This window comes from Labrenzia sp. ATLA3 (genome assembly GCF_057180185.1).
In genome coordinates this window covers 639,979-662,313 of record NZ_JBXUKV010000001.1, presented here as the reverse complement: position 1 = coordinate 662,313, position 22,335 = coordinate 639,979, and the positions used below count along the sequence as shown (strand labels likewise).

Sequence of the window (22,335 nt, the reverse complement as noted above, 5' to 3'; positions counted from 1 at the left end):
TATATTCGTGTCACGAGATGACACTTTTAATGTTGAACTGCCAGATATTGTGATTTGGTCCCAAGATTGGGAACCCTTGAAGTCAAGCCGCGTTGAAGAAGTCATGAGTTCAGAAAATGCAAGTTCGCCGTCGCTAACGAGACATCTTCCCTTGCTGGTCTTGTTTCTGGCTATCGTTTTGGGGGTGGGCATAACGATCGGCATCCTGAACACGCCGGGCGCCTGGTACGAAGCTCTCACAAAGCCACCGTTCAATCCCCCAAACTGGGTATTCGCGCCTGTCTGGACCATTCTTTATGTGATGATCGCGATTGCGGGCTGGCGAACATACCTGCGTGCGGGCAACAGCCGTATCATGCAAATCTGGTACGGGCAGCTGATCCTCAACTGGATCTGGTCGCCGCTGTTCTTCACCCTGCACTTCATGTGGACGGCCTCAGCCGTCATCGCGGTGATGCTTTATCTGATCCTGAATTTCATCGGAGGCAATTGGCGCGCGGACCGTTTGTCCGCGCTGCTGTTCATTCCCTATGCGCTCTGGACAACATTCGCTGGCCTGTTGAACCTGTCGCTCGCGCTCTTGAACTGACGTTACATCTGTCAGCGCGCGTGGTCCTGATGGTAGGCGGAGTTGATCACCACCGTTCCCAGAACAAGGTCGTGCAACAAGCGTTTTCGGTTGGAAAACAGAGACACCAGCAGAACGAACGGTGTCAGCAGAGAGATCGAAAACCAGAACAGGATGACATGGACGGCTGCCAGAAGCGGGTAGGGCTTGGCTCCATACCAGAGGCGCATTTCCAGCCCCATGGCGCGCATGCCGAGGGTTGATGCCTGCGGGCCACCAAGGGTGAAGGCAACATAGAGCAGCGCAACAGCCGTCGGCAGGATGCCATAAAGCAGAAAGCCAAGGCCCAGAGTGAAGACGCCCAGGAAGAACACGACGATCCCTGCGCCGAAGGTGAACAGCGTTATCACGATCAGATCGATGAAAAACGCAAAGATGCGCCGACTGCGCACACCGGAAAACAGCTCCGGATTGCTCACAGGATCGAAAACGTCCTGACGGGCATAATCGGAGGTGGTTTCTGCAGACATGGCGCGGCTCCCTTGGGTTCGTTGTCTGTAATGTGGGGATTGGCGGCACGTTTCGCAATTATGTGCCGCGCGCCGCTATCGTTGTCTGCAATTCACCCACACCTGGCCCATTCCTTCATGACGAACCTGACGGTCCAATTCGGGATGAGCGGGAGGCGTGCATACAGTTCAACAGGAAGACACGACGGTGCCCCGGCTCAATCCATCCGCTCGCCGATTTCCAGGTAACGCACCACAAAAGCGCGCTCGCGCAAGGCCGCGATGATTCGCTCGCCATGCGGACGGTCGAAGGCTTCGAAAGTGACGTCCAGCGTTGCCCCCTTGGCAGGAACGTTGAGGAACAGACGATGGTGTTCCACATCGACCACATTGCCCTGCATGTCGCCGATGACGGTCGCGATTTCGCCGAGAACACCCGGCCGGTCCGGGGTGTCGATCCGGATCGACACCAGTTTGCCATCACGGGCAAGTTCACGGACCACTATCTTCGATAGCAGCCGAGGATCGATGTTGCCGCCGCACAGGACAAGACCAACCCTTTTGCCTGCGAACCGTTCGGGATCTGTCAGCAACGCTGCAAGACCGGCAGCGCCAGCGCCTTCGGCAATGGTTCGCTGCAAGGTCAGATAGGCGTTGATCGCACGTTCGATGCTGCTTTCCGAAACCAACAGAATATCATCGACAGCTCTTTTGACGACTTCGGTTGTCAGAACGCCGATGTCGCGCACCGCAATGCCTTCGGCGATGGTTGCGCCCTCGCAGCGCACGTCCTTGCCGTAGAAAGCCCCCCACATGCCGGGATAAAGCGTCGTCTCGACGCCGATCACTTCGATTGAGGGCTTGATGGCCTTGGCTGCAGTGGCAATTCCTGCGATCAGCCCGCCGCCGCCCACAGGCACGACCAGGACATCGAGATCCGGCTGCTGCGCCAGCATTTCAATGCCGATAGTTCCCTGGCCATGAATGACATGGGCATCGTCGTAAGGGTGCACCCAGACGAGATTGTTCAGCTCAGCCAGCCTGTCGGCTTCTTCCTTTGCCTCGGCCAGCGTGTTGCCGGCCAGAACGACTTCTGCCCCGTGGTTACGGGTTGCCGAGATTTTCACGAATGGCGTCAGGACCGGCATGACGATGGTTGCCGGTATGCCGAGTCGTCCGGCGTGATAGGCAACACCCTGGGCATGGTTGCCTGCGGAGACCGCGATCACGCCGCGTTTCTTTTCATCCGCCGTCAGACTGGAGAGTTTCACCAGTGCCCCGCGTTCCTTGAAAGCGCCGGTAACCTGCATGTTTTCGTATTTCACGAAGACATCGGCTCCGGTCAGTTGCGAGAGACGCGGGGCAGGCAGGCACGGGGTTTCGATTACGGCGCCGCGCAAAAGGGCGGCCGCCTCCTGAACCCTGGTAAACGTGACTTCGTCAGCACGGCTGACCTCGGCAGAGGTCATTTCCCGCCTGCCAGCATCTCGGCCACCTTGGGGGCGAAATAGGTCAGGATACCGTCGGCGCCTGCGCGCTTGAAGGCCAGCAGGCTTTCCAGCATGGCCTTGTCTCCGTCCAGCCAGCCGTTTCCAGCGGCCGCCTTGATCATCGCGTATTCGCCGGACACCTGATAGGCGTAGGTTGGAACCTGGAACTCGTCCTTGATCCTGCGGACAATGTCGAGATAGGGCATGCCCGGCTTGACCATCACCATGTCGGCGCCTTCTGTAATATCCAGTTCGGCTTCTCGCAGGGCCTCGTCGGTGTTGGCCGGGTCCATCTGGTAGGTGCGCTTGTCGCCGATCAAGGTGCCGGACGAACCGACGGCGTCGCGGAACGGACCATAGAAGGCAGAGGCGTATTTGGCCGAATAGGCCATGATCTGCGTTCCACGGTGCCCTTGTGAATCGAGAGCCTGGCGAATGGCTCCGATGCGGCCGTCCATCATGTCGGACGGGGCGATGACATCCGAACCCGCTTCCGCCTGCACCAATGCTTGCCGGCAGAGCTGATCGACAGTTTCGTCATTCAGGATCGTGTCGCCGTCCATCAGCCCGTCATGACCGTGGCTGGTGTATGGGTCGAGCGCGACGTCCGTCATCAGGCCGAGGTTCAGTCCTTCCGCCTTGATGGCGCGCAAGGCACGGCAGGTCAGATTTTCCGGATTGAGCGCCTCGGACCCTGTTTCGTCGCGCAGACCGGGATCGGTATAGGGAAACAGCGCCAGTGCGGGAATGTTCAGCTTTGCCGCCTTCTCTGCGTCGCGCACGGCTTCGTCCACCGACAGGCGCAGGACATCCGGCATGGACGGCACTGCCTGGCGGATATTCTCGCCGTCCACGAGGAAGATCGGCCAGATCAGATCATCGACCGTGAGATTGTTTTCCCGCACCAGACGGCGCGACCAGTCGCTCTGGCGGTTGCGACGCATGCGGGTACCGGCCAGGAGGGTGTCCATGTGGTCGGAGGTGATCTGCGGAAGGGGGGATTTTGACGACATGGGCCCTGTCTGTTCGCTAATCGACGTTGGAAGGCGTATTCTGATGGAAGTGAGCCGCCAATCTATCACGCAGATTGACGCAATCAAATATTCTGAAAAACAACTGAATTTAATATGGAAAAAGAGATTGTTTGACGTTTGCGTCAAATATGCTTTAGTGCTGCCGCGAAGTCAGGACGCAGACCTTTCCGGGGGAGGAATCGCGTCGCCACCGCTTGAGGGAGGATAATCCGTGGACTTTTCACTGAACGAAGATCAGCGCGCCTTTCAGGACATGGCGGCAAGCTTTTCGCGCGACGAACTCGCGCCTTTCGCCAAGGAGTGGGACGAAGAAAGCCATTTCCCGATACCCACGTTGCGCAAGGCGGCAGAACTTGGTTTTGGCGGCATCTATGTGAAGGAAGATGTCGGTGGTTCGGCTCTTACCCGGCTGGATGCGACACTGATCTTCGAGGAATTGTCCAGGGGCTGCACGTCGACGGCGGCCTATATCTCCATTCATAACATGGTGGCCTGGATTATCGACACCTACGGCTCGGAAGAGCTGCGCCAGAAGTATCTCCACCGGCTTTGCACCATGGAGCTGCTCACAAGCTACTGCCTGACCGAGCCTGGGTCCGGATCGGATGCGGCAAGTCTGCGCACCAGCGCCAAGGATGATGGTGACCATTATATCCTGAACGGCTCCAAGGCATTTATCTCCGGCGGCGGCGTCAGCGATCTTTATGCGGTCATGGTCCGCACGGGCGGCGAGGGGCCTTCCGGCGTTTCCTGTGTTCTGGTTGAAAAGGGGACCCCCGGTCTCAGCTTCGGTGCCAACGAGGTGAAGCTCGGCTGGAAAAGCCAGCCGACGGCCCAGGTCAATTTTCAGGATTGCCGGGTGCCGAAGTCGAACCTGATCGGATCGGAAGGCCAAGGCTTCAAGATCGCCATGGCCGCGCTTGATGGCGGCCGCCTCAATATCGGCGCCTGCTCGATGGGGGCCGCACAGGCCTGCCTGGACCACGCCCTGGCTTATGTGCAGGAACGCAAGCAGTTCGGCCGTCCGATTGCAGACTTTCAGGCACTTCAGTTCCGCCTTGCTGATATGGCGACCGAGCTGGAAGCAGCCCGGCTTTTGTTGCACAAGGCAGCTTCGGCGGTGGATGCGAAATCTCATGACGCCACCAAACTCGCGGCCATGGCCAAGCGGCTTGCTACCGACACCGGCTTCAAGGTGGTCAACGAAGCGCTACAGCTTCATGGTGGCTACGGTTATCTGCGCGACTATCCGATCGAGCGCTATTTCCGCGATGTCCGGGTGCACCAGATTCTGGAAGGCACCAATGAGATCATGCGGCTGATCATTGCGCGGCAGTTGCTGAAGGACTGATGGAGTTTTCCGATCCACTCCGTTGAAACGACTCTTCTTTTTGCGAGGCGCCAGTGAGCGACGACATTCTTTTCCAAAAGCGTGGCAAGGCCGGGTTTGTCATTCTGAACAGGCCCAAGGCACTGAATGCGATCAATCATGCCATGGTCAAAGCCATGGCCAAACAATTGACGCGCTGGGCGGAAGATCCGGAAATCGCTCACATCGTCGTCACAGGCGCTGGCGACAAGGCCTTTTGCGCAGGGGGCGACATTCGCAGCATTTATGATGCGCGCATGGGCGGGCAGACGGATGGACTGAGTGCCTTTTTCCGTGACGAGTATATTCTCAATGCACAGATCAAGGCCTATCCGAAGCCTTACGTCGCGCTCATCAACGGGATCGTCATGGGCGGCGGCGTTGGGGTGTCGGTTCATGGCAGCCACCGGATCGGCACTGAAAAGACGCTGTTTGCCATGCCTGAAACCGGGATCGGTTTTTTTCCCGACGTCGGCGGAACATACTTCCTGCCGCGCATGCCTCGGAACAGTGGAATTTACTGTGCGCTCAGCGCAGGCAGGTTGAAACAGGGCGATGCGCTGGCAACAGGTGTGTTGACCCATGCCATATCCGAAGAAAGCCTTGTTGATCTGGAACGGGACCTGGAAACGGCAGACGATGTCGGCGCCGTGCTCGCCCCTTATCTCGTTACGCCGGACAAGGGGCCTCTGTCGGACAATCTCGACGTCATCGACGAGGTTTTTTCGGCTGCGGCGGTGGAAGACATTCTGTCGCGCCTGGAAAAATCGGACACAGACTTTGCCGCGAAGACACTGGGTGCTATCCGGCAAAAATCTCCGACAAGTGTTCTTCTCGCTTTCGAACAGATGAAACGAGGCAGCCAGCTTTCCTTCAACGAATGCATGAAGCTTGAGTATCGCATCGTGTCCCGCATCCTGCAGGGAACGGAGTTCTACGAGGGCATACGTGCGGTGCTTGTCGACAAGGATCAGACGCCAAAATGGTCGCCTTCCCAGATTAGCCAAGTGGACAGCGCCGATCTGGCGTCGTATTTCGAGGAACCTGCTGACGGAGACCTGCCGCTCGGCTAAGCCCAATCTGACCCGGACATTCCATGATTACCAGCTTTCAGGACCTGATCGATTCCCGCCCGCCCTGGAGCACGCTTCTGATCTGGTATCTGCGCGGCATCGCGATCATTCTCATTGGCGGTGGCGTTATCTATTGGGCGCGCATCATTGGCATTGTCGAATGGCGCGGCCTGTGGTTCTGGGACATGCCCGTGGCCATGCAGGGTGCCATCGTCTTTTTCGCTGTGCTGGATCTTGTGGCAGCGACCGGTCTTTGGCTGACCGTTTCGTGGGGCACGGTCATGTGGATCTTCCGCTGTGCTTGCCAGATCGTCATGCACACCGCCTTCTCAGATCTCTATGGACGACGTCCTTATGAGATCGCCTTCTATCTGCTGACAATCGCGATTTATGCGGCGCTGGCGTTCCTGATGGACAGGGAGAACAAGGCCAATGCCATCTGACCGCAGTTGAATCAGTTTTTGAAGAGGCTGGAACGGCGGTTCAAGACGGCCAGCCAACAGATTCAAAACCAACATGAAATCTTTCTGGGAGGAAACCATCATGAGCACTATCGGATTTATCGGCCTCGGCAACATGGGTGGACCGATGGCGATCAATCTCGTCAAGGCTGGGCACAGGGTCCTCGGCTTCGATCTGTCCGATAAGGCCATCGCGGCGCACGAGGCGGAAGGCGGTGAAAAGGCCGCCGGCGTTGCCGAACTGGCTGCCGCAGCCGATGTGATCGTCACCATGCTGCCGGCCGGCAAACATGTTCGCCAGATCTATGAAGGCGAGGGGGGCATCCTCGAGAATGCCAAACCCGGTACTCTCATGATCGATTCCTCGACGATTGACGTCGACAGCGCCCGGGCGGTCAGCGCGGCGGCAGAGGCGAAAGGCATGAAGATGGTCGACGCACCGGTCTCCGGCGGTGTTGCCGGCGCCGCCGGTGGCACCTTGACCTTCATGGTCGGGGGGGCGGTGGAAGCGTTCGAAGAGGCCAAGGCCTATCTCGACATCATGGGCAAGACCATCGTTCATGCCGGCGATGCGGGAACCGGTCAGGCGGCGAAGATCTGCAACAACATGATCCTCGGCATTTCCATGATCGCCGTGTCGGAGGCATTCGTGCTTGCCGAGAAGCTGGGTCTCGACAAGCAGAAGTTGTTCGATATCTCGTCGACGGCCTCCGGCCAGTGCTGGTCCCTGACATCCTACTGCCCGGTGCCGGGGCCGCTGCCATCCTCGCCGGCGAACCGGGATTATCAACCTGGGTTTGCAGCCGCGATGATGCTCAAGGATTTAAAACTTGCTCAGGAAGCAGCAAATTCGGCAGGCGCGGCAACGCCTTTGGGCGCGGAAGCCGCGGCGCTCTACTCTCTCTTCTGTAACTCGGGTGGCGAAACCCAGGATTTCTCTGGGATTGTGAAGTTCCTGCGGGGAACATCATGAACAACAAGTTAAAGGGAAGTCTAAAACGGCCCTGAGAAGTTAACGGATGATTCAGCGTGTCTCTTAAGCGGATTTTAGAATCGCTCGGTTAGATTGCGAAACAAGGCGGGAAAATATCCGTCCAAAGACAGGTACTATAAGAGGCGCAATCACATGATCACCGCAAGTAGGGCAGTTGATACTGTTGGGCAGAACGAAGGGGAAGAGCTTGAGATCAAGCCGCTTTACCTCGAGGCTCTGACACTCGTTGAGAGACTGCATCGCCGTCTGCTCGACGTCATCAAGGACGAATTCGACCGTATGGGCCGGTCCGATGTGAACAGCGTGCAGGCTCTGCTGCTGTTCAACATCGGCGACAGCGAACTGACGGCCGGTGAGCTGCGGACACGCGGCTACTACCTGGGGTCGAATGTCTCCTACAATCTGAAGAAGCTGGTTGAGACAGGATACATCCACCATCAGCGTTCGCGCATGGACCGTCGGTCCGTCCGCGTCAGCCTGACGGAAAAGGGAACGGAAGTCGCCAAGATCGTGAACGATCTTTATGAGCGTCACATGTTGTCCGTCGAACAGGTCGGCGAAATCGGCCCGCAGGACTTTGTGGCACTGAACAAGTCCCTGCGCCGCCTGGAGCGGTTCTGGACCGATCAGATCCTGTACCGACTGTAAGACAGTCACGGCACTTTCAAATGAAATGGCACCGTCCAGCGGGCGGTGCTTTTTCTTTTTGAGCCTGAATTTGCTGGCTACACACAAATTGTCGCATCGCAATTTGCTTGCGGCGGAAAATCAAAGTTATGATGTCAGCGGTTTCGTCTTCTAACGCTGCGTTGACATCTTGTGGTCACATTGAAATGGCTTTGTGCGGTGCTCCTGACACCGAGATGGTTAAAAAATCAAGCGATTTGTTAACTCCCTTCCGATAGGACTGGGGGCAGGAACCGCCGGGGTGGTCCTATTGTGTTGGGCTGATCCCGAGTACATGAAGAAAATTTGCGCGGAAATGCGCTGCAACATGGGGTCGGCGATGAACCTTTTATCCGGATCGTTCGGGATAAAGCGTCACTTGAAGTGGACTGCTGGAAAAACGCTCAAGAGCATGATCGTGCTTGGCGTGGCAACGCCGGCCATGGTTGCAAGTGCTGCCCAGGCACAGACGGCCCCGATGACATTCGCCCAGAACCAGCAGGTTGAATGGACGGATAACTTCGATATCGCGACAGACCACATCACCGAAGTGAAGTCTTCCGCTCCGACGTTGTCGCCTCAGACGGCCGACTACATCGCTGCGGCCATCGATCGCTATCAGCGCATCGTCCAGGCTGGTGGATGGGGAACCGTCTCCACGGGTGGCAAGGCGCTGCGCATCGGTGCCAAGGATCCGCGCGTTGTCGAACTGCGCCGCCGTTTGATAGTGTCCGGCGATCTGGAACAGCAGGCAGGCCTGTCGGATACGTTTGATTCCTATGTGGACGCAGGTTTGCGCCGCTTCCAGCTTCGTCACGGATTGATTCCGGACGGGGTAATGGGCGACAGCACCGTGACCGCCTTGAACATTCCGGCCGACGTACGTCTCCGTCAGCTCGAAACCAACATGATCCGCATGCGTTCCATGTCCGGTTTCCTGGGGGACCGCTATGTGATGGTCAACATTCCGGCTGCGGAGATCGAAGCTGTTGAAAACGGCATGGTCCGCTCGCGCCACACGGCCGTTGTTGGCAAGATCGACCGTCAGACTCCGATCCTCAACAGCAAGATTTACGAGCTGAACTTCAATCCATACTGGACAGTTCCAAAGTCGATCATCCGCAAGGACCTGATCCCGAAGATGAAAGAGGATCCGCAGTATCTCGCGAAGAACAACATTCGCATCTTCGACTGGAGCAACAACGAGCTCACCTGGCAGCAGATCGACTGGAACACCGACGAGGCGACCCAGTACCGGTTCACCCAGGATCCTGGCGCTGAAAACTCTCTCGGTTCGGTGCGCATCAACTTCCATAACAAGCATCAGGTCTATCTGCACGACACGCCGTCCAAGACCCTGTTCGGTGAAGCGAACCGGTTCCACTCCTCGGGCTGCGTACGTGTCCAGAACGTGCGCGAACTGGTCACCTGGCTGTTGCAGTCGACCACTCCGGACTGGGATCGCGGCCGTGTTGACAGCGTCATCCGCACCGGTGAGCGGGAAGATGTGAAGCTGAAGTCGCAGATACCGCTTTATCTCACCTACATCACCGCCTGGGCGAATGCCGACGGCGTGGTGCATTTCCGCGATGATATCTACGATCGCGACGATCTCTATGGAACGGGTGAGCAGGCGCGCCTGTAAGCGGCGCTCAGCATCACGCAGTTTTTCTTGTTGTGAAACGCCGGTCTTGATCAGGCCGGCGTTTCATGGATTCTAGCTCCATTCGCACACCTGTTCGAAGACGGGATGTTGGATCAGGAGAACGGCAATGAGTCGCGACGAGCGGCGTGGTGAAATCTATCTTGAGTTCCGGCCAATCGGGCAGCAGGTCAAAGTTACTGCGATTGACGCGGACACGGGACTTGAAGTGTCGGTTTTTGGCCCATCCTCAGCCGCGCAGGAAGATCTCAAGCGCCTTGCCGTCCGCAAGCTCCGCCGCCGCATCGAACAGGAAGCCCTGACCGCCCAGGACAGGCCTGACCCGACCCTTTATTGAGGGGAAGTCCGAAACGGCCGCAAACGAATTCGTTCGCGGTGAACAAGATATCCAGTCACATCGCTTCAGAAATCAGCGGAGCGGAAACGCGCTTTTCGGTAAAAGAGTTCAGATCGTTTCAGCGAATATTTCCGCCTCACGCTAAGTTGAGGGTGTAAAGGGCTGCAAAGTTACAAGTGTAACCTGTTTACCTGTCCGACTATGTCCTGCCCCTGGCGGTGAAGACTTTGGTTCTTCAAGATTTGCCGGCGGTGTCGTTTTCCAAGCTGGACGCGTCGGTATGCCTCTTGGTTATGGCCGGGGTGTGTGTTAATTCCTCGCCTCACACAGGCATGACGGTCGATCGCGTCCTTCAGGACATTGGCCGCCGATGCTCCTGATCTATCAAAAGAACACAAGGATGGCGCTATGTCTTTGATGGAAAGCTCCGATCAGTCCCTGCAGTCCGGTTTCTTCACCCGCAGCCTTGCTGAGGCCGATCCGGATATCTTCGACACGATCGGCAAGGAACTCGGCCGTCAGCAGCATGAAATCGAGCTGATTGCTTCGGAAAACATCGTATCCCGCGCAGTGCTGGAAGCACAGGGCTCGATCTTCACCAACAAATATGCCGAAGGTTATCCGGGCAAGCGCTACTATGGTGGCTGCGAGTTTGCGGATATCGCCGAAACGCTGGCAATTGAGCGTGCGAAGGAACTGTTCGGCTGCCAGTTTGCCAACGTTCAGCCGAATTCCGGCAGCCAGATGAACCAGGCCGTGTTCCTGGCGCTGCTGCAGCCGGGCGACACGTTCATGGGCCTGGACCTGAACTCCGGCGGTCACCTGACCCACGGATCTCCGGTCAACATGTCCGGCAAGTGGTTCAACGTCGTCTCCTATGGCGTGCGTGAAGACGATCACATGCTCGACATGGACGAGGTCGAGCGCCTTGCCAACGAACACAAGCCCAAGCTGATCCTGGCTGGCGGCACAGCCTATTCCCGTATCTGGGACTGGAAGCGCTTCCGCGAAATCGCTGACAGCATCGGTGCTTATCTGATGGTCGACATGGCGCACATCGCTGGTCTGGTTGCAGGTGGCGTTCATCCGTCGCCGGTGCCGCACGCGCACGTCGTCACCACCACCACCCACAAGTCTCTGCGCGGTCCGCGCGGCGGCATGATCCTCAGCAACGACGAAGCGATTGCCAAGAAGATGAACTCGGCCGTGTTCCCCGGTCTTCAGGGCGGCCCGCTGATGCATGTGATCGCTGCCAAGGCTGTTGCCTTCAAGGAAGCTCTGCAGCCGGAATTCAAGGCTTACGCCCGCGCTGTTCAGGAAAACGCCAAGGTACTGGCCGAAGTCCTGAAAGAGCAGGGCCTGGACATCGTTTCCGGCGGCACCGACAACCACCTCATGCTGGTGGACCTGCGTCCGAAGAACGCCACCGGCAAGGTGGCTGAAAAGTCTCTCGGCCGTGCCAACATCACCTGTAACAAGAACGGTATTCCGTTCGATCCGGAAAAGCCGTTTGTCACCTCCGGCGTGCGTCTCGGCACTCCGGCTGCGACCACACGCGGCTTCGGCGTTGCGGAATTCCGCGAAGTTGGCCTGCTGATCACGGAAGTGTTGGACGGTTTGAAGGCCGCAAACAGTGAAGAGGGCAACGCAGCAGTTGAAGCGGCGGTCAAAGCCAAGGTAGAAGCACTGACGGCCCGGTTCCCGATCTACGGGGGCTAATCGCGGGCTCGGTCAGGAGCTTTAAGACATGAGATGTCCGTTTTGCGGGGGCGAGGAAACCCAGGTCAAGGATTCCCGCCCGACCGAGGACAATACAGCCATCCGCCGCCGCAGGATCTGCAACACCTGCGGCGGCCGGTTCACCACTTTCGAGCGCGTGCAGCTGCGCGAGCTCCTGGTGCTCAAACGCTCCGGACGCCGCGTTCCCTTCGACAGGGAAAAGCTGATGCGGTCCGTGCAGATAGCGGTGCGCAAGCGGCCGGTAGATCCGGACAAGATCGAACGCATGGTCTCCGGCATCGTTCGCCAGCTTGAAAGTTCTGGCGAAACGGAAATCACTGCGGAAACCATCGGCAACCACGTCATGGAAGGCCTCAAGGCCATTGATGACGTTGCTTATGTTCGTTTTGCCTCCGTCTACAAGAATTTCCGCGAGGCGAAGGATTTCGAAGCCCTTCTCGATGAGCTGAGCGATCCTGACGGACATCCGCTCAAAAATCCCTGACCCGCAGTATCCGGTTTTTCATGTCCGAGCTTTCCAATCTTGATGCCCGTTTCATGGCGGCCGCAGAGCGCCTTGCCCGTCGTGGTCTGGGCCGGGTGTGGCCCAATCCGTCCGTAGCCGCCCTCATTGTCCGTTGCGAAGAGGGGAGTGCCGTTGTTGTTGGCAGGGGTGTCACCTCGCGTCCCGGCATGGCGCATGCGGAAGTCAACGCATTGAATCAGGCGGGGGAAAGGGCGCAAGGGGCGACCTGCTATGTCACCCTGGAGCCATGCTCTCACTATGGCCGGACACCGCCCTGCGCCAAGGCTCTCATCGAAGCCGGAGTGAAACGTGTCGTCATTGGCATGCTGGACCCCAATCCGCGCGTAGCGGGTCGGGGCGTTGCCATGCTGCGCGACGCGGGCATCGAGGTGAAAGTGGGCGAGCGCGAGAAGGCCATGCAAGCGCTCTATCGAGGCTTCACATACAGGCAGTTGAAACAGCGCCCTGTGGTGTTCCTGAAACTTGCGGTCTCCCGGGACGGGTTCATCGGCCGGGCGGGCGAAGGCCAGATTAAGATTTCCGGACCCCTGTCGATGCGTAAGGTGCACGGTTATCGCGCCGAATGCGATGCAATTCTGGTCGGCTCCGGCACTGCACTTGCCGATGACCCGCAGCTGAACTGCAGGCTGCCTGGCCTGGCAGATCGTTCGCCCGTGCGTGTTATCATCGACCGGTGCGCCAGGTTGCCGCTGACGTCCAAACTGGTGCGAACCTGCGCGGATGTACCAGTCTGGCTTGTCTGCAGCAACACTGCGGATGCCGACAAGATCGCGGATCTGGCAGCGGCCGGTGTCAACGTCATCCGCGTTCCTTCGGAAGAGGACGGCATCAAGCCCTCGGTCATGCTCAGTGCGCTGGCGACGCGCGGCGTTACGCGGGTCATGGTGGAGGGCGGCTCCCGTCTGGCATCGTCCTTCCTGAAGGCCGACCTGGTGGACGACCTGTGCGTCGTCACCGGGGATATCGTCATTGGCGAGGGCGGCATATCAGCTCTGCACGGTCTTGACCTTGCAGATGTTCTCAAAGACCCCAAATTCGAGCGGGTCGACGCCGGCCGGTTCGGTCCTGACAGTTTTGTTTATCTCAGACGGCGCGGAGCCTGACATGTTCACCGGAATTGTGACCGACCTTGGCGAGATCCTCGCCGTCGACAAGATCCCTGCCGGGATGCGGACGCGGATACGCACCGTGTATGACACGGACAGCTTCGACATCGGAGCGTCGATTTCCTGCGCAGGCGTCTGCCACACGGTGACGGCCAAGGACAATGGCTCCAACGGCAACTGGTTCGAGGTGGAATCGGCAGCCGAAACCCTCGCGTTGACCAATGTTGCCTCCTGGAAGGTCGGCCAGAAACTCAATCTGGAACGCTCGCTGACGATGGGGGCCGAACTGGGTGGACATCTGGTCCTTGGCCATGTCGACGGACTGGCGACGGTGACCAAGCGGGAAGATCATCCGGATTCGGTCTATTTTCAGTTCGAGGCACCCGAGGAGGCAGCTCCCTTCATTGCCAAGAAGGGTTCGGTCGCGCTCGATGGCACGTCTCTGACTGTGAACGAGGTCGACGGTCTGCTCTTTTCCGTCTTCCTGATCCCGCACACTCTGGAAGTCACCACCTGGTCGGACCGGAACGTCGGTGACAAGATCAACCTGGAGGTGGATATGATGGCCCGCTACGCCGCCCGCCTTGCGGAATTCTCCAAGACCGGATAGGGGACAGTCCCAACACCTTCTAAAAGAGCCAATATCGCTTGCCGCCTTAACCACGGGACGAACTCGTCACCGGGATGTCGCGGTCCTTCACGAATGAGACTGGACAAACCGGGGCAGACGTGGTTCCTGTCGCGGCCTTACATAGGAACGAAAACCCATGAGCGCTGCACCGAAACTTCTGATCATCGAAGCCCGTTTCTACGAAGACCTGGCCAATGCGCTTGCAGAAGGCGCGATCAAGACCATTGAGGCTGCCGGCGCAAGCTATGACCGGATCGCCGTACCGGGCGTTCTGGAAATTCCGGCTGCCCTCTCCATGGCTCTGACGGCAATGGAAAATGAAGGCGTGCTCTATGATGGCTTCGTTCTGCTGGGTGTCGTCATCCGCGGCGAAACCACCCATTACGACATTGTCGCCAATGAATCGAACCGGGTGATCATGGATTTGATCGTCGATGCGGATCTGGCCGTCGGAAATGGTATCCTGACCGTTGAAAACGATGAGCAGGCGTGGGCGCGCGCGAAGGTGGACGACAAGGATAAAGGCGGTGCGGCTGCCCGTGCTGCCCTCGACATGATCGCCCTGCGCGAGCGGCTTGGAGTATAAGAAGAATGACCGGAAAGGCCGACCCGGAAAAACCGGCTGGAAAAACTGTGCGACCTGCCAACAAACGCGGCGTGGCGCGCCTTGCTGCCGTGCAGGCTCTTTACCAGATGGACGTGGGTGGTGCACCGCTGACCAGTGTGGTTAGCGAATTCACCGCCTTTCGTCTCGGCAAGGAAATCGACGGCGAGCAATATCGCGAAGCTGACGAGCAATGGTTCAAGCAGATCCTTGCCGGCGTTGTGGAGGACCAGAAGTTTCTGGATCCCTATATCCACACTGCGCTGGTCGAGGACTGGCCTCTGAAGCGGATCGACAGCCTGCTGCGAGCGATCCTCCGCTCCGGCTCCTACGAGCTTCTGCGCCGTAAGGACGTTCCGGCCAAGGTGATCATTTCCGAGTATATCGACGTCACGAAGGCCTTCTTTGAAGACGACGAGCCGGGGCTCGTGAACGGTGTCCTCGACCGCCTTGCGCATGAACTGCGCGGCGGTGAATTCGAAGAAAAGAAAACGGACGGCGCTTCCTGATCATGGACGCTGACCGGCCAGGCGAATTCGAGCTGATCCGGCGTTTCTTTGCCCCTCTGGCAAAAGACCCGGGCAGCCTCGGTCTGACCGACGATGCCGCGGTGCTGACGCCCAATCAGGGCTATGACCTCGTTCTGACAAAGGACGTGCTTGCGGCTGATATTCACTTTTTTGCTGAAGATGCGCCAGAGGCGATCGCTGCCAAGGCCTTGAGAGTCAATCTTTCGGACCTTGCTGCGAAGGGGGCCTGTCCGCGCGGCTACCTGATGGGCCTGTCCTTGCCGTCGGACTGGACGGTCGACTGGCTGGAGCGGTTCTGCAACGGCCTCGCCGCCGACCAGGCAGCCTATGATTTCCACCTCTATGGTGGAGACACCGTTCGCTCCGGCAATGGACTGCAGGTGTCGATCACGGCCATTGGCGAGGTTGAAACCGGCCGGGCGGTCCGGCGTTCGGGCGCGCTGCCGGGGGATCTTCTGTTCGTCACCGGAACCATCGGCGACGCTGCCGCCGGTCTGCAGGCACGCCTTAACCCCGACTTCTGCCGCAATCACGATCTGACCGAGAGCGAAGAAGCGCACATCCTGGACCGCTACCTGTTGCCGAGACCGTGTACGCGAATTGCTGGCGCTGTGGCCGACTATGCTTCGGCAGCCATGGATGTTTCGGATGGCCTGATTGCCGACTGTGCCCACATGGCCAGAGCGTCCGCTTTGGAGCTGACGATCGATCTGGACCGCGTTCCGCTGTCACCAGCGCTTGCTCACCTCAAGGCCAAGTCGCCCGAGACCCTTGCCCGGTGCCTGAACGGCGGCGACGACTACGAAATCCTGATGGCAGTGCCGCAAGAATGCGCCGAAACGCTGCGCCGAGCAGCTCAACTGGCCGGTTGTCCTGTCACGCAAATCGGCCATGTCCGGACAGGGGAGGCAGGGCTCCGGCTTGTGGATGCCGGCCAGCCTGTCGACTACGGCCGCTTTGCGGGCTTCAGTCACTTCTGACCGCTCAATGTCCGAGCCTAAAGCACTGGCCGAGACGATTGCAGTCTTTCGACGTGGCTGTCTTTGCGGCCGTGCCGCGCAATAATACGCCCGGTGATGATGGGTTTTTCCTGGAAAGAGGCCGGGAATAAGTGCCTGTAAAAAAATCTATTTCCCACGCAGGGTCTGCTGAGCCTCTCTTGCGGGGGGGGGGGGGGGGGGTTTTTAGCCTCTTGCTCGTGCAGGTGGTGCTCGCGACATCAATGGCTGCACAATGACGTTGCGCTTTCGCCGGTCGGCGCTTTTGGCGAGTGATTTCCTGAAAGGGAGCGATCACCGAAACTGAAAAGTCTTGCTGATGAGGCACATCACGTTTTGGCAGGGGCCAGGCCTTGGACATCGCCTGAAGACGTCGCGGCTTCCGGTATTGGTTCAAGTTACAAATGAAACTTCTGGTCTTTCCCGCTCAGCCCTTGGCGTGGTATGTGCCATGTAAACTTACGCACTCCTGAAAGTATTCGAATGACCGTGACCACCCCCGATAGCTTTGTCGACGACAGTCTGGCAAAACGAAACGCGCTGCTTCTGGCTCTGGCCCAGGCGATTGGCGGGGCTTCTGCGTCTATCGTGATCGCGACGGCGCCTATTGTCGGTTATGCGATGCTGGAAACGGACAAGTCGCTGGCGACCTTGCCGGTCTCGGCCATGGTCCTGGGAACCGCTTTTGGAACCATACCTGCAGGCATGATCATGCGGCGCTATGGCCGCCGCGCCGGGTTCATGGGGGCGGCGCTTCTTGGTGCCATAGCGGGGCTTTTGGCATCGTTCGCAGTTTTTCAGGATGCGTTCTTGCTGTTCGCCCTTGGGTGCTGCATCAGCGGGTTTGCCGGCGCATTTGTGCAGCAATATCGCTTTGCTGCAGCCGATACCGCAAGTGATGCCTTCAAACCCAAGGCTATCTCATGGGTGCTCGCGGGGGGCGTGCTGGCCGGCATTGTCGGTCCGCAAACGGTTATCGCAACCAAGGATCTGTTTTCACCGATCCTGTTCGCCGGCACTTATCTGGCTCAGGCGGCCTTGTCGCTGATCGCCTTCTTCCTGGTGTCTTTCCTTCGTGTTCCCAAGCCGAAACGGCAGAGCCATGCCCAAGCGGGGGGACGTCCGTTGCTTCAGATCATGACGCAGCGCCGTTTCATTGTCGCGGCTGCCTGCGGCATCTGCTCCTACGCGCTCATGAGCATGGTGATGACGGCAACGCCGCTGGCCATGATCGGTTGCGGTCTGTCTCAGAACGACGCCACGCTTGGCATTCAATGGCATGTGCTGGCCATGTTCGGCCCAAGCTTCTTCACCGGCAACCTCATTGCCCGCTTTGGCAAGGAGAGGATCGTTTCCATCGGCCTGTTGCTGCTGGCCGGGTGTTCAACCGTCGCACTGATGGGTGTGGATCTCGCCAATTTCTGGATCGCTCTGATCCTGCTCGGCCTTGGCTGGAATTTCGGCTTTATTGGCGCCACCGCCATGCTGACTGACACCTATCGGCCCGAGGAGCGGAACCTGGTGCAGGCGGTCAATGATTTCCTGGTTTTCGGCTTTGTGGCCGCTGCCTCTTTCTCATCCGGTGCCCTGTTGAACGTGTACGGCTGGGACACTGTCACCACGCTGGTCTTTCCCTTCGTGGTGCTGTGCATCGGTTTGCTTGTCTGGCTCTCGGTTGCAGAAAGAAGAGTGGATACAACTGCTTAAAGTACCGTCTAAAATCCATTTCGTCAGCGCAGCATAAATACTGCATCGCACCAAAAAATAACGCAACGGAAGTTTTAAATTAAACAATGTAAGAGCTTGACGAGACGCTCCGCTTTGCTGCTATCGTGACTTTCCCTAACGTCGAGGAATTGGTGTGTAGGGCCGTCAGGCGGAAAAAACGACAAGAAAATCAATCCGCCGCAGCTTTGGGAGGAAGTATGATCGAGCTTGTCGTCATCTTTTGTGGCCTCTTGTCCCTTGCCTATGGGGCATGGGCTATCCAGTCCGTTATGGCAGCGGATGCAGGGAACGCGCGTATGCAGGAGATCGCCGAGGCGATCCAGGAAGGGGCTAGCGCTTATCTCAACCGTCAATATACGACCATTGCCATTGTGGGGGCCGTTGTTTTCGTGCTCGCCTGGCTACTGCTGTCCGGCACTGCGGCAATCGGTTTTGCCATCGGGGCCATCCTCTCGGGAGCTGCCGGTTACATCGGCATGATGGTTTCTGTCCGGGCCAATGTCCGCACCGCCCAGGCGGCCAGCCAAAGCCTTGGGGCAGGGCTGGAGATTGCGTTCAGGGCCGGTGCAGTTACCGGCCTTTTGGTTGCTGGCCTGGCCTTGCTTGGCGTTGCCGTCTATTTCGCCATCCTCACCGGCATGATGGGCTATGACCCGACCGACCGGACCGTGATCGACGCGCTGGTCGCGCTTGGATTCGGTGCATCCCTCATTTCCATCTTCGCCCGTCTCGGCGGCGGTATCTTCACCAAGGGGGCTGACGTTGGCGGCGACCTGGTTGGCAAGGTGGAAGCCGGAATTCCGGAGGATGATCCACGCAATCCGGCCACCATTGCCGACAACGTCGGCGACAATGTCGGCGACTGTGCGGGCATGGCGGCCGACCTGTTCGAAACCTACGCGGTGACGGTTGTCGCCACGATGGTTCTGGCGTCGATATTCTTCACCAGCAGCCAGGCCATTGATCTGATGCATCTGCCGTTGCTGATCGGTGCAAGCTGCGTGGTGACGTCCATCATCGGAACGTTCTTCGTCAAGCTTGGCAGCAACAACTCGATCATGGGAGCGCTCTACAAGGGTTTCATCGCCACGTCGGTGCTGTCCGCGGTTGCCCTTGGGATCATCATCTTCGGCTGGATCGGCGCGGGTACGGAATTCACCACGTCGGGTGGAACGACCTTCACCGGCTTCGACCTGTTCGTCTGCGGTCTCGTGGGGCTGGTGGTAACCGGGCTGATCATCTGGGTGACCGAGTATTACACCGGTACCGAGTACCGTCCGGTCAGGTCCATTGCACAGGCTTCGGTCACCGGTCATGGCACCAACGTGATCCAGGGTCTTGCCGTGTCACTGGAGGCGACAGCCTTGCCGGCCTTGATCATCATTGCCGGTATTCTGGTGACGCACGCCTTCGCGGGCCTTTTCGGGATCGCGATTGCGGTGACAACGATGCTGGCGCTGGCGGGCATGGTGGTCGCGCTGGATGCTTTCGGCCCGGTGACGGACAACGCTGGCGGCATTGCCGAAATGGCGGACCTTCCGGCTGAAGTGCGCTCCACCACGGATGCACTCGATGCGGTTGGCAACACCACCAAGGCGGTCACCAAGGGCTATGCCATCGGGTCTGCAGGCCTCGGAGCGCTGGTGCTCTTCGCCGCCTATACGGAAGATCTGAAATTCTTCTCCAGCAATGCTGCGGAAGGATCGATTTTCTACGGTATCGACGTCAGTACCCTGTTCACGCTGTCCAACCCCTATGTGGTTGCGGGGCTCCTGTTCGGTGGCCTGTTACCCTATCTCTTCGGCGGCATTTCCATGACCGCCGTCGGCAGGGCGGCCGGTGCGGTGGTGGAAGAAGTTCGCCGCCAGTTCAAGGAAAAGCCAGGCATCATGCAGGGGACGGAACGGCCGGATTACGGCCGTGCAGTGGACATGCTCACAAAGGCGGCGATCCGGGAGATGATCATCCCCTCGCTGCTGCCGGTGCTGTCGCCCATCGTGGTGTTCTTTCTGGTCAAGGCCGTGGCGACACCTGCGGACGCCTTCGCGGCGCTCGGGGCGATGCTGCTCGGTGTGATCGTGACGGGTCTCTTCGTGGCGATTTCCATGACGGCCGGTGGCGGTGCCTGGGACAACGCCAAGAAGTCCTTCGAAGACGGTTTCACCGACAAGGACGGCGTAACCCACCAGAAGGGCAGCGAGGCCCACAAGGCCTCGGTGACAGGCGATACGGTGGGAGATCCCTACAAGGATACTGCCGGTCCGGCCGTGAACCCGATGATCAAGATCACCAACATCGTGGCCTTGCTGCTGCTAGCGATCCTGGCGCACTGAAGGGGCAGAAAAAGAAAGCCCCGGCCGCTGGCCGGGGCTTTATCATTTGCTTGCAGCTTTGGCCTTAGAGGCCGAGGCTCGGGTTGGTCGCACCGCGCAGGATCTGCGTCAGGAAGCCGTAGTCGGCGCCGCCCGTCCGGGTCTTGCGCGTGACGATGTCGACGATCTTGCCGTCTTCCAGCGAGTAGTTGCCGAGATCCTGGACGTAGCCGTCCTTGTCGAAGTAAACCGCAACCACGCGCTGCTCCACGATATCCGGCGCCATGAAAGCGGTCGTCGCGGTTTTTTGCGAGATGTAATAGTAGGCATCGCCGTTGAGGCTGGACGTCGTTGACGGGGTTCCCAGAACGAGCTCAACCTGTTCGCGGCTGGAGCCGACCTGAACCTGGTTCAGCATGTCGCTGGTGATGACATGCCCGTGCGTATACGTGGATGTAAAACAGCCGCCGAGCGGTAAGGTGACCAGAAGCGGAAGGATCAGGGCGCTTGCCTTGAAGTTCATCTAAGAATTCCCGTTTCGCCAGACCGGTCTGGCTGCTCTTGAATTTCGTTGCTTGGCAAAGTCACTATCGTGGGATAGGGCACAAGGCAACACCTGACTTAAAAGGAGATGCCATGCTGTTTGGCCTGTTCCGCCGACGGACCCGCGATGCCGAGCACAAGGTTTATTGTGAAATCGTGGCTCAAGCACGGCAGCCAGTCTTTTATACTGACTTTCACGTGCCTGATAGTGTTGACGGCCGATTTGACATGATCGTGGCCCATGCAGTGCTGTATTTCCGCCGGATGCGCGGGGAAGGCAAAAAGGTTTCGGAGTTCACACAGAACGTTTTCGACCTGTTCTTTCAGGACATGGATGCCTCGTTGCGCGAAATGGGCGTCAGCGACACGCGTGTGCCAAAGAAGGTGAAAGTCATGGGTGAAGCTTTTTATGGCCGCGCGGATGCCTATATTCCGGCGATCGAAACAAAAAGAGTTGATGAGTTGGCCGAGGCACTCGGTCGCAACATCTATCCCGATGCACCGGAACCAGTCGCGCAGAAGCGTTTGGCGTATTATATGCTGGAAGCAGCCGAAAGCCTTGAGGGGCAGACGGTGGAAGCACTGATGAACGGGAGCATCGTCTGGCCCGACCCTGAAAAATTCAAGGCATTGCCGGTCTGAGAGCCAAGCCGGTGGTGAAAGAGGCCGCGACAAAGGTGCCAAGGTAAAAACAAGAAATGAAAAAACAAACTTTCCCCTATTCCTACAAGATCAACGCCGCCCGCGTTGTCGACAAGGACGAACGCGTCGCGGTCACGCCGGATGAGGCAGCTCTGAAAGCCATCGCGAAAACCTATGAGCTGGATGGCATTCGTGACCTCAAGGCAGATTTCCTGCTGAAGCCGTATCGCAAGGCGGGATTGCGTGTGGTCGGTCCGCTGACCGCTACGCTGGAACAGACATGTGTCGTGTCGCTGGAACCCTTCGAAAGCCAGCTGAAGATCGATGTCGACCGCACTTTCGAACCCCAGTCCAGCCGCCCGCGGAAGGTCAGCGATCTCAATGATGACGGCGAGATCGAGATCGATCTTGAAACGCTCGATCCGCCCGATGTGATTCTGGATGGTGTTCTCGACCTGGGAGCTGTCATCTGCGAGGAACTGGCGCTGACGCTCGACCCGTTCCCGCGCAAGCCGGGTGTAGAGTTCGAGGGAGGCGATGGCGAGGACGTAAGTGCTGACGAGGAGCCAGAGGCCAAACCGTCGCCTTTCGCTGCGTTGCAGGCGCTCAAGGATCAGTCCGACAGCTGATTGGTCATCGTATTCACAGTTGCCCGAACGATATGGACAGGGTCTTCATGCAGGTTTTCAACGTCAGAACTCTTCGCGATCAGGAAAACGGTTGTCAGTCTTGCCAAAACCGTTATGTTCGCGCCCGTTCTAGGCCCTTGCCGGACCTGCAGGACTTTGTCTGGAAGCACCGCTCGGTGCTG

At 58.5% G+C, this 22,335-nt stretch carries 23 protein-coding genes; 19 read left to right on the top strand and 4 right to left on the bottom strand.

The window, feature by feature from the left end; translation table 11 throughout:
- Window positions 1–103: 103 nt before the first annotated feature.
- Window positions 104–589, top strand: a complete 486-nt coding sequence (locus AC2A6O_RS02980; RefSeq protein WP_498925671.1) for a TspO/MBR family protein — start codon at window positions 104–106, stop codon at window positions 587–589.
- Between the two features lie 11 nt (window positions 590–600).
- On the opposite strand, the gene AC2A6O_RS02975 is transcribed toward AC2A6O_RS02980, so the two are convergent.
- From AC2A6O_RS02975 to hemB, 3 genes are all read right to left on the bottom strand, one after another.
- Window positions 601–1,098 carry an RDD family protein gene (locus tag AC2A6O_RS02975; protein WP_498925670.1) on the bottom strand — a complete coding sequence of 166 codons (498 nt, stop codon included), beginning with the start codon at window positions 1,096–1,098 and terminating at the stop codon, window positions 601–603.
- Between the two features lie 197 nt (window positions 1,099–1,295).
- Complete coding sequence (locus AC2A6O_RS02970; protein ID WP_498925669.1) at window positions 1,296–2,546, bottom strand: threonine ammonia-lyase; 1,251 nt, start codon at window positions 2,544–2,546, stop codon at window positions 1,296–1,298.
- Entirely contained in the window at window positions 2,543–3,538 is a 996-nt protein-coding gene (hemB, locus tag AC2A6O_RS02965) for a porphobilinogen synthase (protein WP_205514084.1), read from the bottom strand. Before hemB ends, AC2A6O_RS02970 begins: the two co-directional genes overlap by 4 nt.
- A 274-nt stretch (window positions 3,539–3,812) precedes the next feature.
- On the opposite strand from hemB, the gene AC2A6O_RS02960 reads away from it, so the two are divergent.
- The 16 genes from AC2A6O_RS02960 to AC2A6O_RS02885 all read left to right on the top strand — a co-directional run bounded on the left by AC2A6O_RS02960 (window position 3,813) and on the right by AC2A6O_RS02885 (window position 20,360).
- Complete coding sequence (locus AC2A6O_RS02960) at window positions 3,813–4,952, top strand: isobutyryl-CoA dehydrogenase (RefSeq protein WP_498925668.1); 1,140 nt, start codon at window positions 3,813–3,815, stop codon at window positions 4,950–4,952.
- Between the two features lie 53 nt (window positions 4,953–5,005).
- The gene (locus AC2A6O_RS02955; RefSeq protein ID WP_498925667.1) at window positions 5,006–6,043 is read left to right on the top strand and encodes an enoyl-CoA hydratase/isomerase family protein; all 1,038 of its coding nucleotides are present in this window, start codon (window positions 5,006–5,008) and stop codon (window positions 6,041–6,043) included.
- A gap of 23 nt (window positions 6,044–6,066) precedes the next feature.
- A complete protein-coding gene (locus AC2A6O_RS02950; protein WP_148584338.1) occupies window positions 6,067–6,486 on the top strand; it encodes a DUF6163 family protein in 420 nt (139 codons plus the stop codon).
- 73 nt (window positions 6,487–6,559) lie between these two features.
- Window positions 6,560–7,477 carry a 3-hydroxyisobutyrate dehydrogenase gene (gene mmsB, locus AC2A6O_RS02945; RefSeq protein WP_498925665.1) on the top strand — a complete coding sequence of 306 codons (918 nt, stop codon included), beginning with the start codon at window positions 6,560–6,562 and terminating at the stop codon, window positions 7,475–7,477.
- 153 nt (window positions 7,478–7,630) lie between these two features.
- On the top strand, window positions 7,631–8,146 hold the full coding sequence (gene ldtR / locus AC2A6O_RS02940) for a transcriptional regulator LdtR (RefSeq protein WP_148584336.1): 516 nt from the start codon (window positions 7,631–7,633) through the stop codon (window positions 8,144–8,146).
- Between the two features lie 358 nt (window positions 8,147–8,504).
- Complete coding sequence (locus tag AC2A6O_RS02935) at window positions 8,505–9,809, top strand: L,D-transpeptidase family protein (protein WP_148584335.1); 1,305 nt, start codon at window positions 8,505–8,507, stop codon at window positions 9,807–9,809.
- Window positions 9,810–9,936: 127 nt separating this feature from the next.
- Window positions 9,937–10,164 carry a DUF6898 family protein gene (locus AC2A6O_RS02930; RefSeq protein ID WP_498925664.1) on the top strand — a complete coding sequence of 76 codons (228 nt, stop codon included), beginning with the start codon at window positions 9,937–9,939 and terminating at the stop codon, window positions 10,162–10,164.
- Window positions 10,165–10,572: 408 nt separating this feature from the next.
- Window positions 10,573–11,883 carry a serine hydroxymethyltransferase gene (gene glyA / locus AC2A6O_RS02925; protein WP_148584333.1) on the top strand — a complete coding sequence of 437 codons (1,311 nt, stop codon included), beginning with the start codon at window positions 10,573–10,575 and terminating at the stop codon, window positions 11,881–11,883.
- Between the two features lie 28 nt (window positions 11,884–11,911).
- On the top strand, window positions 11,912–12,388 hold the full coding sequence (gene nrdR, locus AC2A6O_RS02920) for a transcriptional regulator NrdR (protein WP_148584332.1): 477 nt from the start codon (window positions 11,912–11,914) through the stop codon (window positions 12,386–12,388).
- A gap of 20 nt (window positions 12,389–12,408) precedes the next feature.
- Window positions 12,409–13,533 carry a bifunctional diaminohydroxyphosphoribosylaminopyrimidine deaminase/5-amino-6-(5-phosphoribosylamino)uracil reductase RibD gene (gene ribD / locus AC2A6O_RS02915; protein WP_498925663.1) on the top strand — a complete coding sequence of 375 codons (1,125 nt, stop codon included), beginning with the start codon at window positions 12,409–12,411 and terminating at the stop codon, window positions 13,531–13,533.
- Window position 13,534: 1 nt separating this feature from the next.
- Complete coding sequence (locus AC2A6O_RS02910) at window positions 13,535–14,146, top strand: riboflavin synthase (protein ID WP_498925662.1); 612 nt, start codon at window positions 13,535–13,537, stop codon at window positions 14,144–14,146.
- Between the two features lie 157 nt (window positions 14,147–14,303).
- The gene (gene ribH / locus AC2A6O_RS02905) at window positions 14,304–14,753 is read left to right on the top strand and encodes a 6,7-dimethyl-8-ribityllumazine synthase (protein ID WP_148584329.1); all 450 of its coding nucleotides are present in this window, start codon (window positions 14,304–14,306) and stop codon (window positions 14,751–14,753) included.
- A gap of 5 nt (window positions 14,754–14,758) precedes the next feature.
- Entirely contained in the window at window positions 14,759–15,280 is a 522-nt protein-coding gene (gene nusB / locus AC2A6O_RS02900; RefSeq protein WP_498925661.1) for a transcription antitermination factor NusB, read from the top strand.
- A 2-nt stretch (window positions 15,281–15,282) separates the two neighbouring features.
- Complete coding sequence (gene thiL / locus AC2A6O_RS02895; RefSeq protein ID WP_498925660.1) at window positions 15,283–16,281, top strand: thiamine-phosphate kinase; 999 nt, start codon at window positions 15,283–15,285, stop codon at window positions 16,279–16,281.
- Window positions 16,282–16,782: 501 nt separating this feature from the next.
- Window positions 16,783–18,006 (top strand): MFS transporter, encoded by a 1,224-nt coding sequence (locus AC2A6O_RS02890; RefSeq protein WP_148584326.1) that lies wholly within the window; start codon window positions 16,783–16,785, stop codon window positions 18,004–18,006.
- Between the two features lie 218 nt (window positions 18,007–18,224).
- Window positions 18,225–20,360, top strand: coding sequence for a sodium-translocating pyrophosphatase (locus AC2A6O_RS02885; RefSeq protein ID WP_148584325.1), 2,136 nt, complete (start codon window positions 18,225–18,227; stop codon window positions 20,358–20,360).
- Window positions 20,361–20,424: 64 nt separating this feature from the next.
- Here AC2A6O_RS02885 and AC2A6O_RS02880 read toward each other — a convergent pair whose 3' ends face one another.
- Window positions 20,425–20,862: an outer membrane protein assembly factor BamE gene (locus tag AC2A6O_RS02880; protein ID WP_006931570.1), complete on the bottom strand. Its 438-nt coding sequence runs from the start codon at window positions 20,860–20,862 to the stop codon at window positions 20,425–20,427.
- 113 nt (window positions 20,863–20,975) lie between these two features.
- Between AC2A6O_RS02880 and AC2A6O_RS02875 the strand changes: the two genes are divergently transcribed.
- Together AC2A6O_RS02875 and AC2A6O_RS02870 are read left to right on the top strand one after the other, a co-directional pair.
- Window positions 20,976–21,524, top strand: a complete 549-nt coding sequence (locus AC2A6O_RS02875; RefSeq protein ID WP_498925659.1) for a ubiquinol-cytochrome C chaperone family protein — start codon at window positions 20,976–20,978, stop codon at window positions 21,522–21,524.
- A gap of 56 nt (window positions 21,525–21,580) precedes the next feature.
- The gene (locus tag AC2A6O_RS02870) at window positions 21,581–22,153 is read left to right on the top strand and encodes a YceD family protein (RefSeq protein ID WP_498925658.1); all 573 of its coding nucleotides are present in this window, start codon (window positions 21,581–21,583) and stop codon (window positions 22,151–22,153) included.
- Window positions 22,154–22,335 lie beyond the last annotated feature (182 nt).

Excerpts from the sequence above, each read along its gene's own strand:
- AC2A6O_RS02885 (WP_148584325.1), top strand. The coding sequence starts at position 18,225 with ATGATCGAGCTTGTCGTCATCTTTTGTGGCCTCTTGTCCCTTGCCTAT.
- glyA (WP_148584333.1), top strand. The coding sequence starts at position 10,573 with ATGTCTTTGATGGAAAGCTCCGATCAGTCCCTGCAGTCCGGTTTCTTC.
- ldtR (WP_148584336.1), top strand. The coding sequence starts at position 7,631 with ATGATCACCGCAAGTAGGGCAGTTGATACTGTTGGGCAGAACGAAGGG.
- AC2A6O_RS02880 (WP_006931570.1), bottom strand. The coding sequence starts at position 20,862 with ATGAACTTCAAGGCAAGCGCCCTGATCCTTCCGCTTCTGGTCACCTTA.
- mmsB (WP_498925665.1), top strand. The coding sequence starts at position 6,560 with ATGAAATCTTTCTGGGAGGAAACCATCATGAGCACTATCGGATTTATC.
- ribH (WP_148584329.1), top strand. The coding sequence starts at position 14,304 with ATGAGCGCTGCACCGAAACTTCTGATCATCGAAGCCCGTTTCTACGAA.
- AC2A6O_RS02970 (WP_498925669.1), bottom strand. The coding sequence starts at position 2,546 with ATGACCTCTGCCGAGGTCAGCCGTGCTGACGAAGTCACGTTTACCAGG.
- AC2A6O_RS02935 (WP_148584335.1), top strand. The coding sequence starts at position 8,505 with ATGAACCTTTTATCCGGATCGTTCGGGATAAAGCGTCACTTGAAGTGG.
- AC2A6O_RS02875 (WP_498925659.1), top strand. The coding sequence starts at position 20,976 with ATGCTGTTTGGCCTGTTCCGCCGACGGACCCGCGATGCCGAGCACAAG.
- thiL (WP_498925660.1), top strand. The coding sequence starts at position 15,283 with ATGGACGCTGACCGGCCAGGCGAATTCGAGCTGATCCGGCGTTTCTTT.
- AC2A6O_RS02870 (WP_498925658.1), top strand. The coding sequence starts at position 21,581 with ATGAAAAAACAAACTTTCCCCTATTCCTACAAGATCAACGCCGCCCGC.
- nrdR (WP_148584332.1), top strand. The coding sequence starts at position 11,912 with ATGAGATGTCCGTTTTGCGGGGGCGAGGAAACCCAGGTCAAGGATTCC.
- AC2A6O_RS02890 (WP_148584326.1), top strand. The coding sequence starts at position 16,783 with ATGACCGTGACCACCCCCGATAGCTTTGTCGACGACAGTCTGGCAAAA.
- AC2A6O_RS02930 (WP_498925664.1), top strand. The coding sequence starts at position 9,937 with ATGAGTCGCGACGAGCGGCGTGGTGAAATCTATCTTGAGTTCCGGCCA.
- ribD (WP_498925663.1), top strand. The coding sequence starts at position 12,409 with ATGTCCGAGCTTTCCAATCTTGATGCCCGTTTCATGGCGGCCGCAGAG.
- AC2A6O_RS02910 (WP_498925662.1), top strand. The coding sequence starts at position 13,535 with ATGTTCACCGGAATTGTGACCGACCTTGGCGAGATCCTCGCCGTCGAC.
- nusB (WP_498925661.1), top strand. The coding sequence starts at position 14,759 with ATGACCGGAAAGGCCGACCCGGAAAAACCGGCTGGAAAAACTGTGCGA.
- hemB (WP_205514084.1), bottom strand. The coding sequence starts at position 3,538 with ATGGACACCCTCCTGGCCGGTACCCGCATGCGTCGCAACCGCCAGAGC.
- AC2A6O_RS02975 (WP_498925670.1), bottom strand. The coding sequence starts at position 1,098 with ATGTCTGCAGAAACCACCTCCGATTATGCCCGTCAGGACGTTTTCGAT.
- AC2A6O_RS02950 (WP_148584338.1), top strand. The coding sequence starts at position 6,067 with ATGATTACCAGCTTTCAGGACCTGATCGATTCCCGCCCGCCCTGGAGC.
- AC2A6O_RS02980 (WP_498925671.1), top strand. The coding sequence starts at position 104 with ATGAGTTCAGAAAATGCAAGTTCGCCGTCGCTAACGAGACATCTTCCC.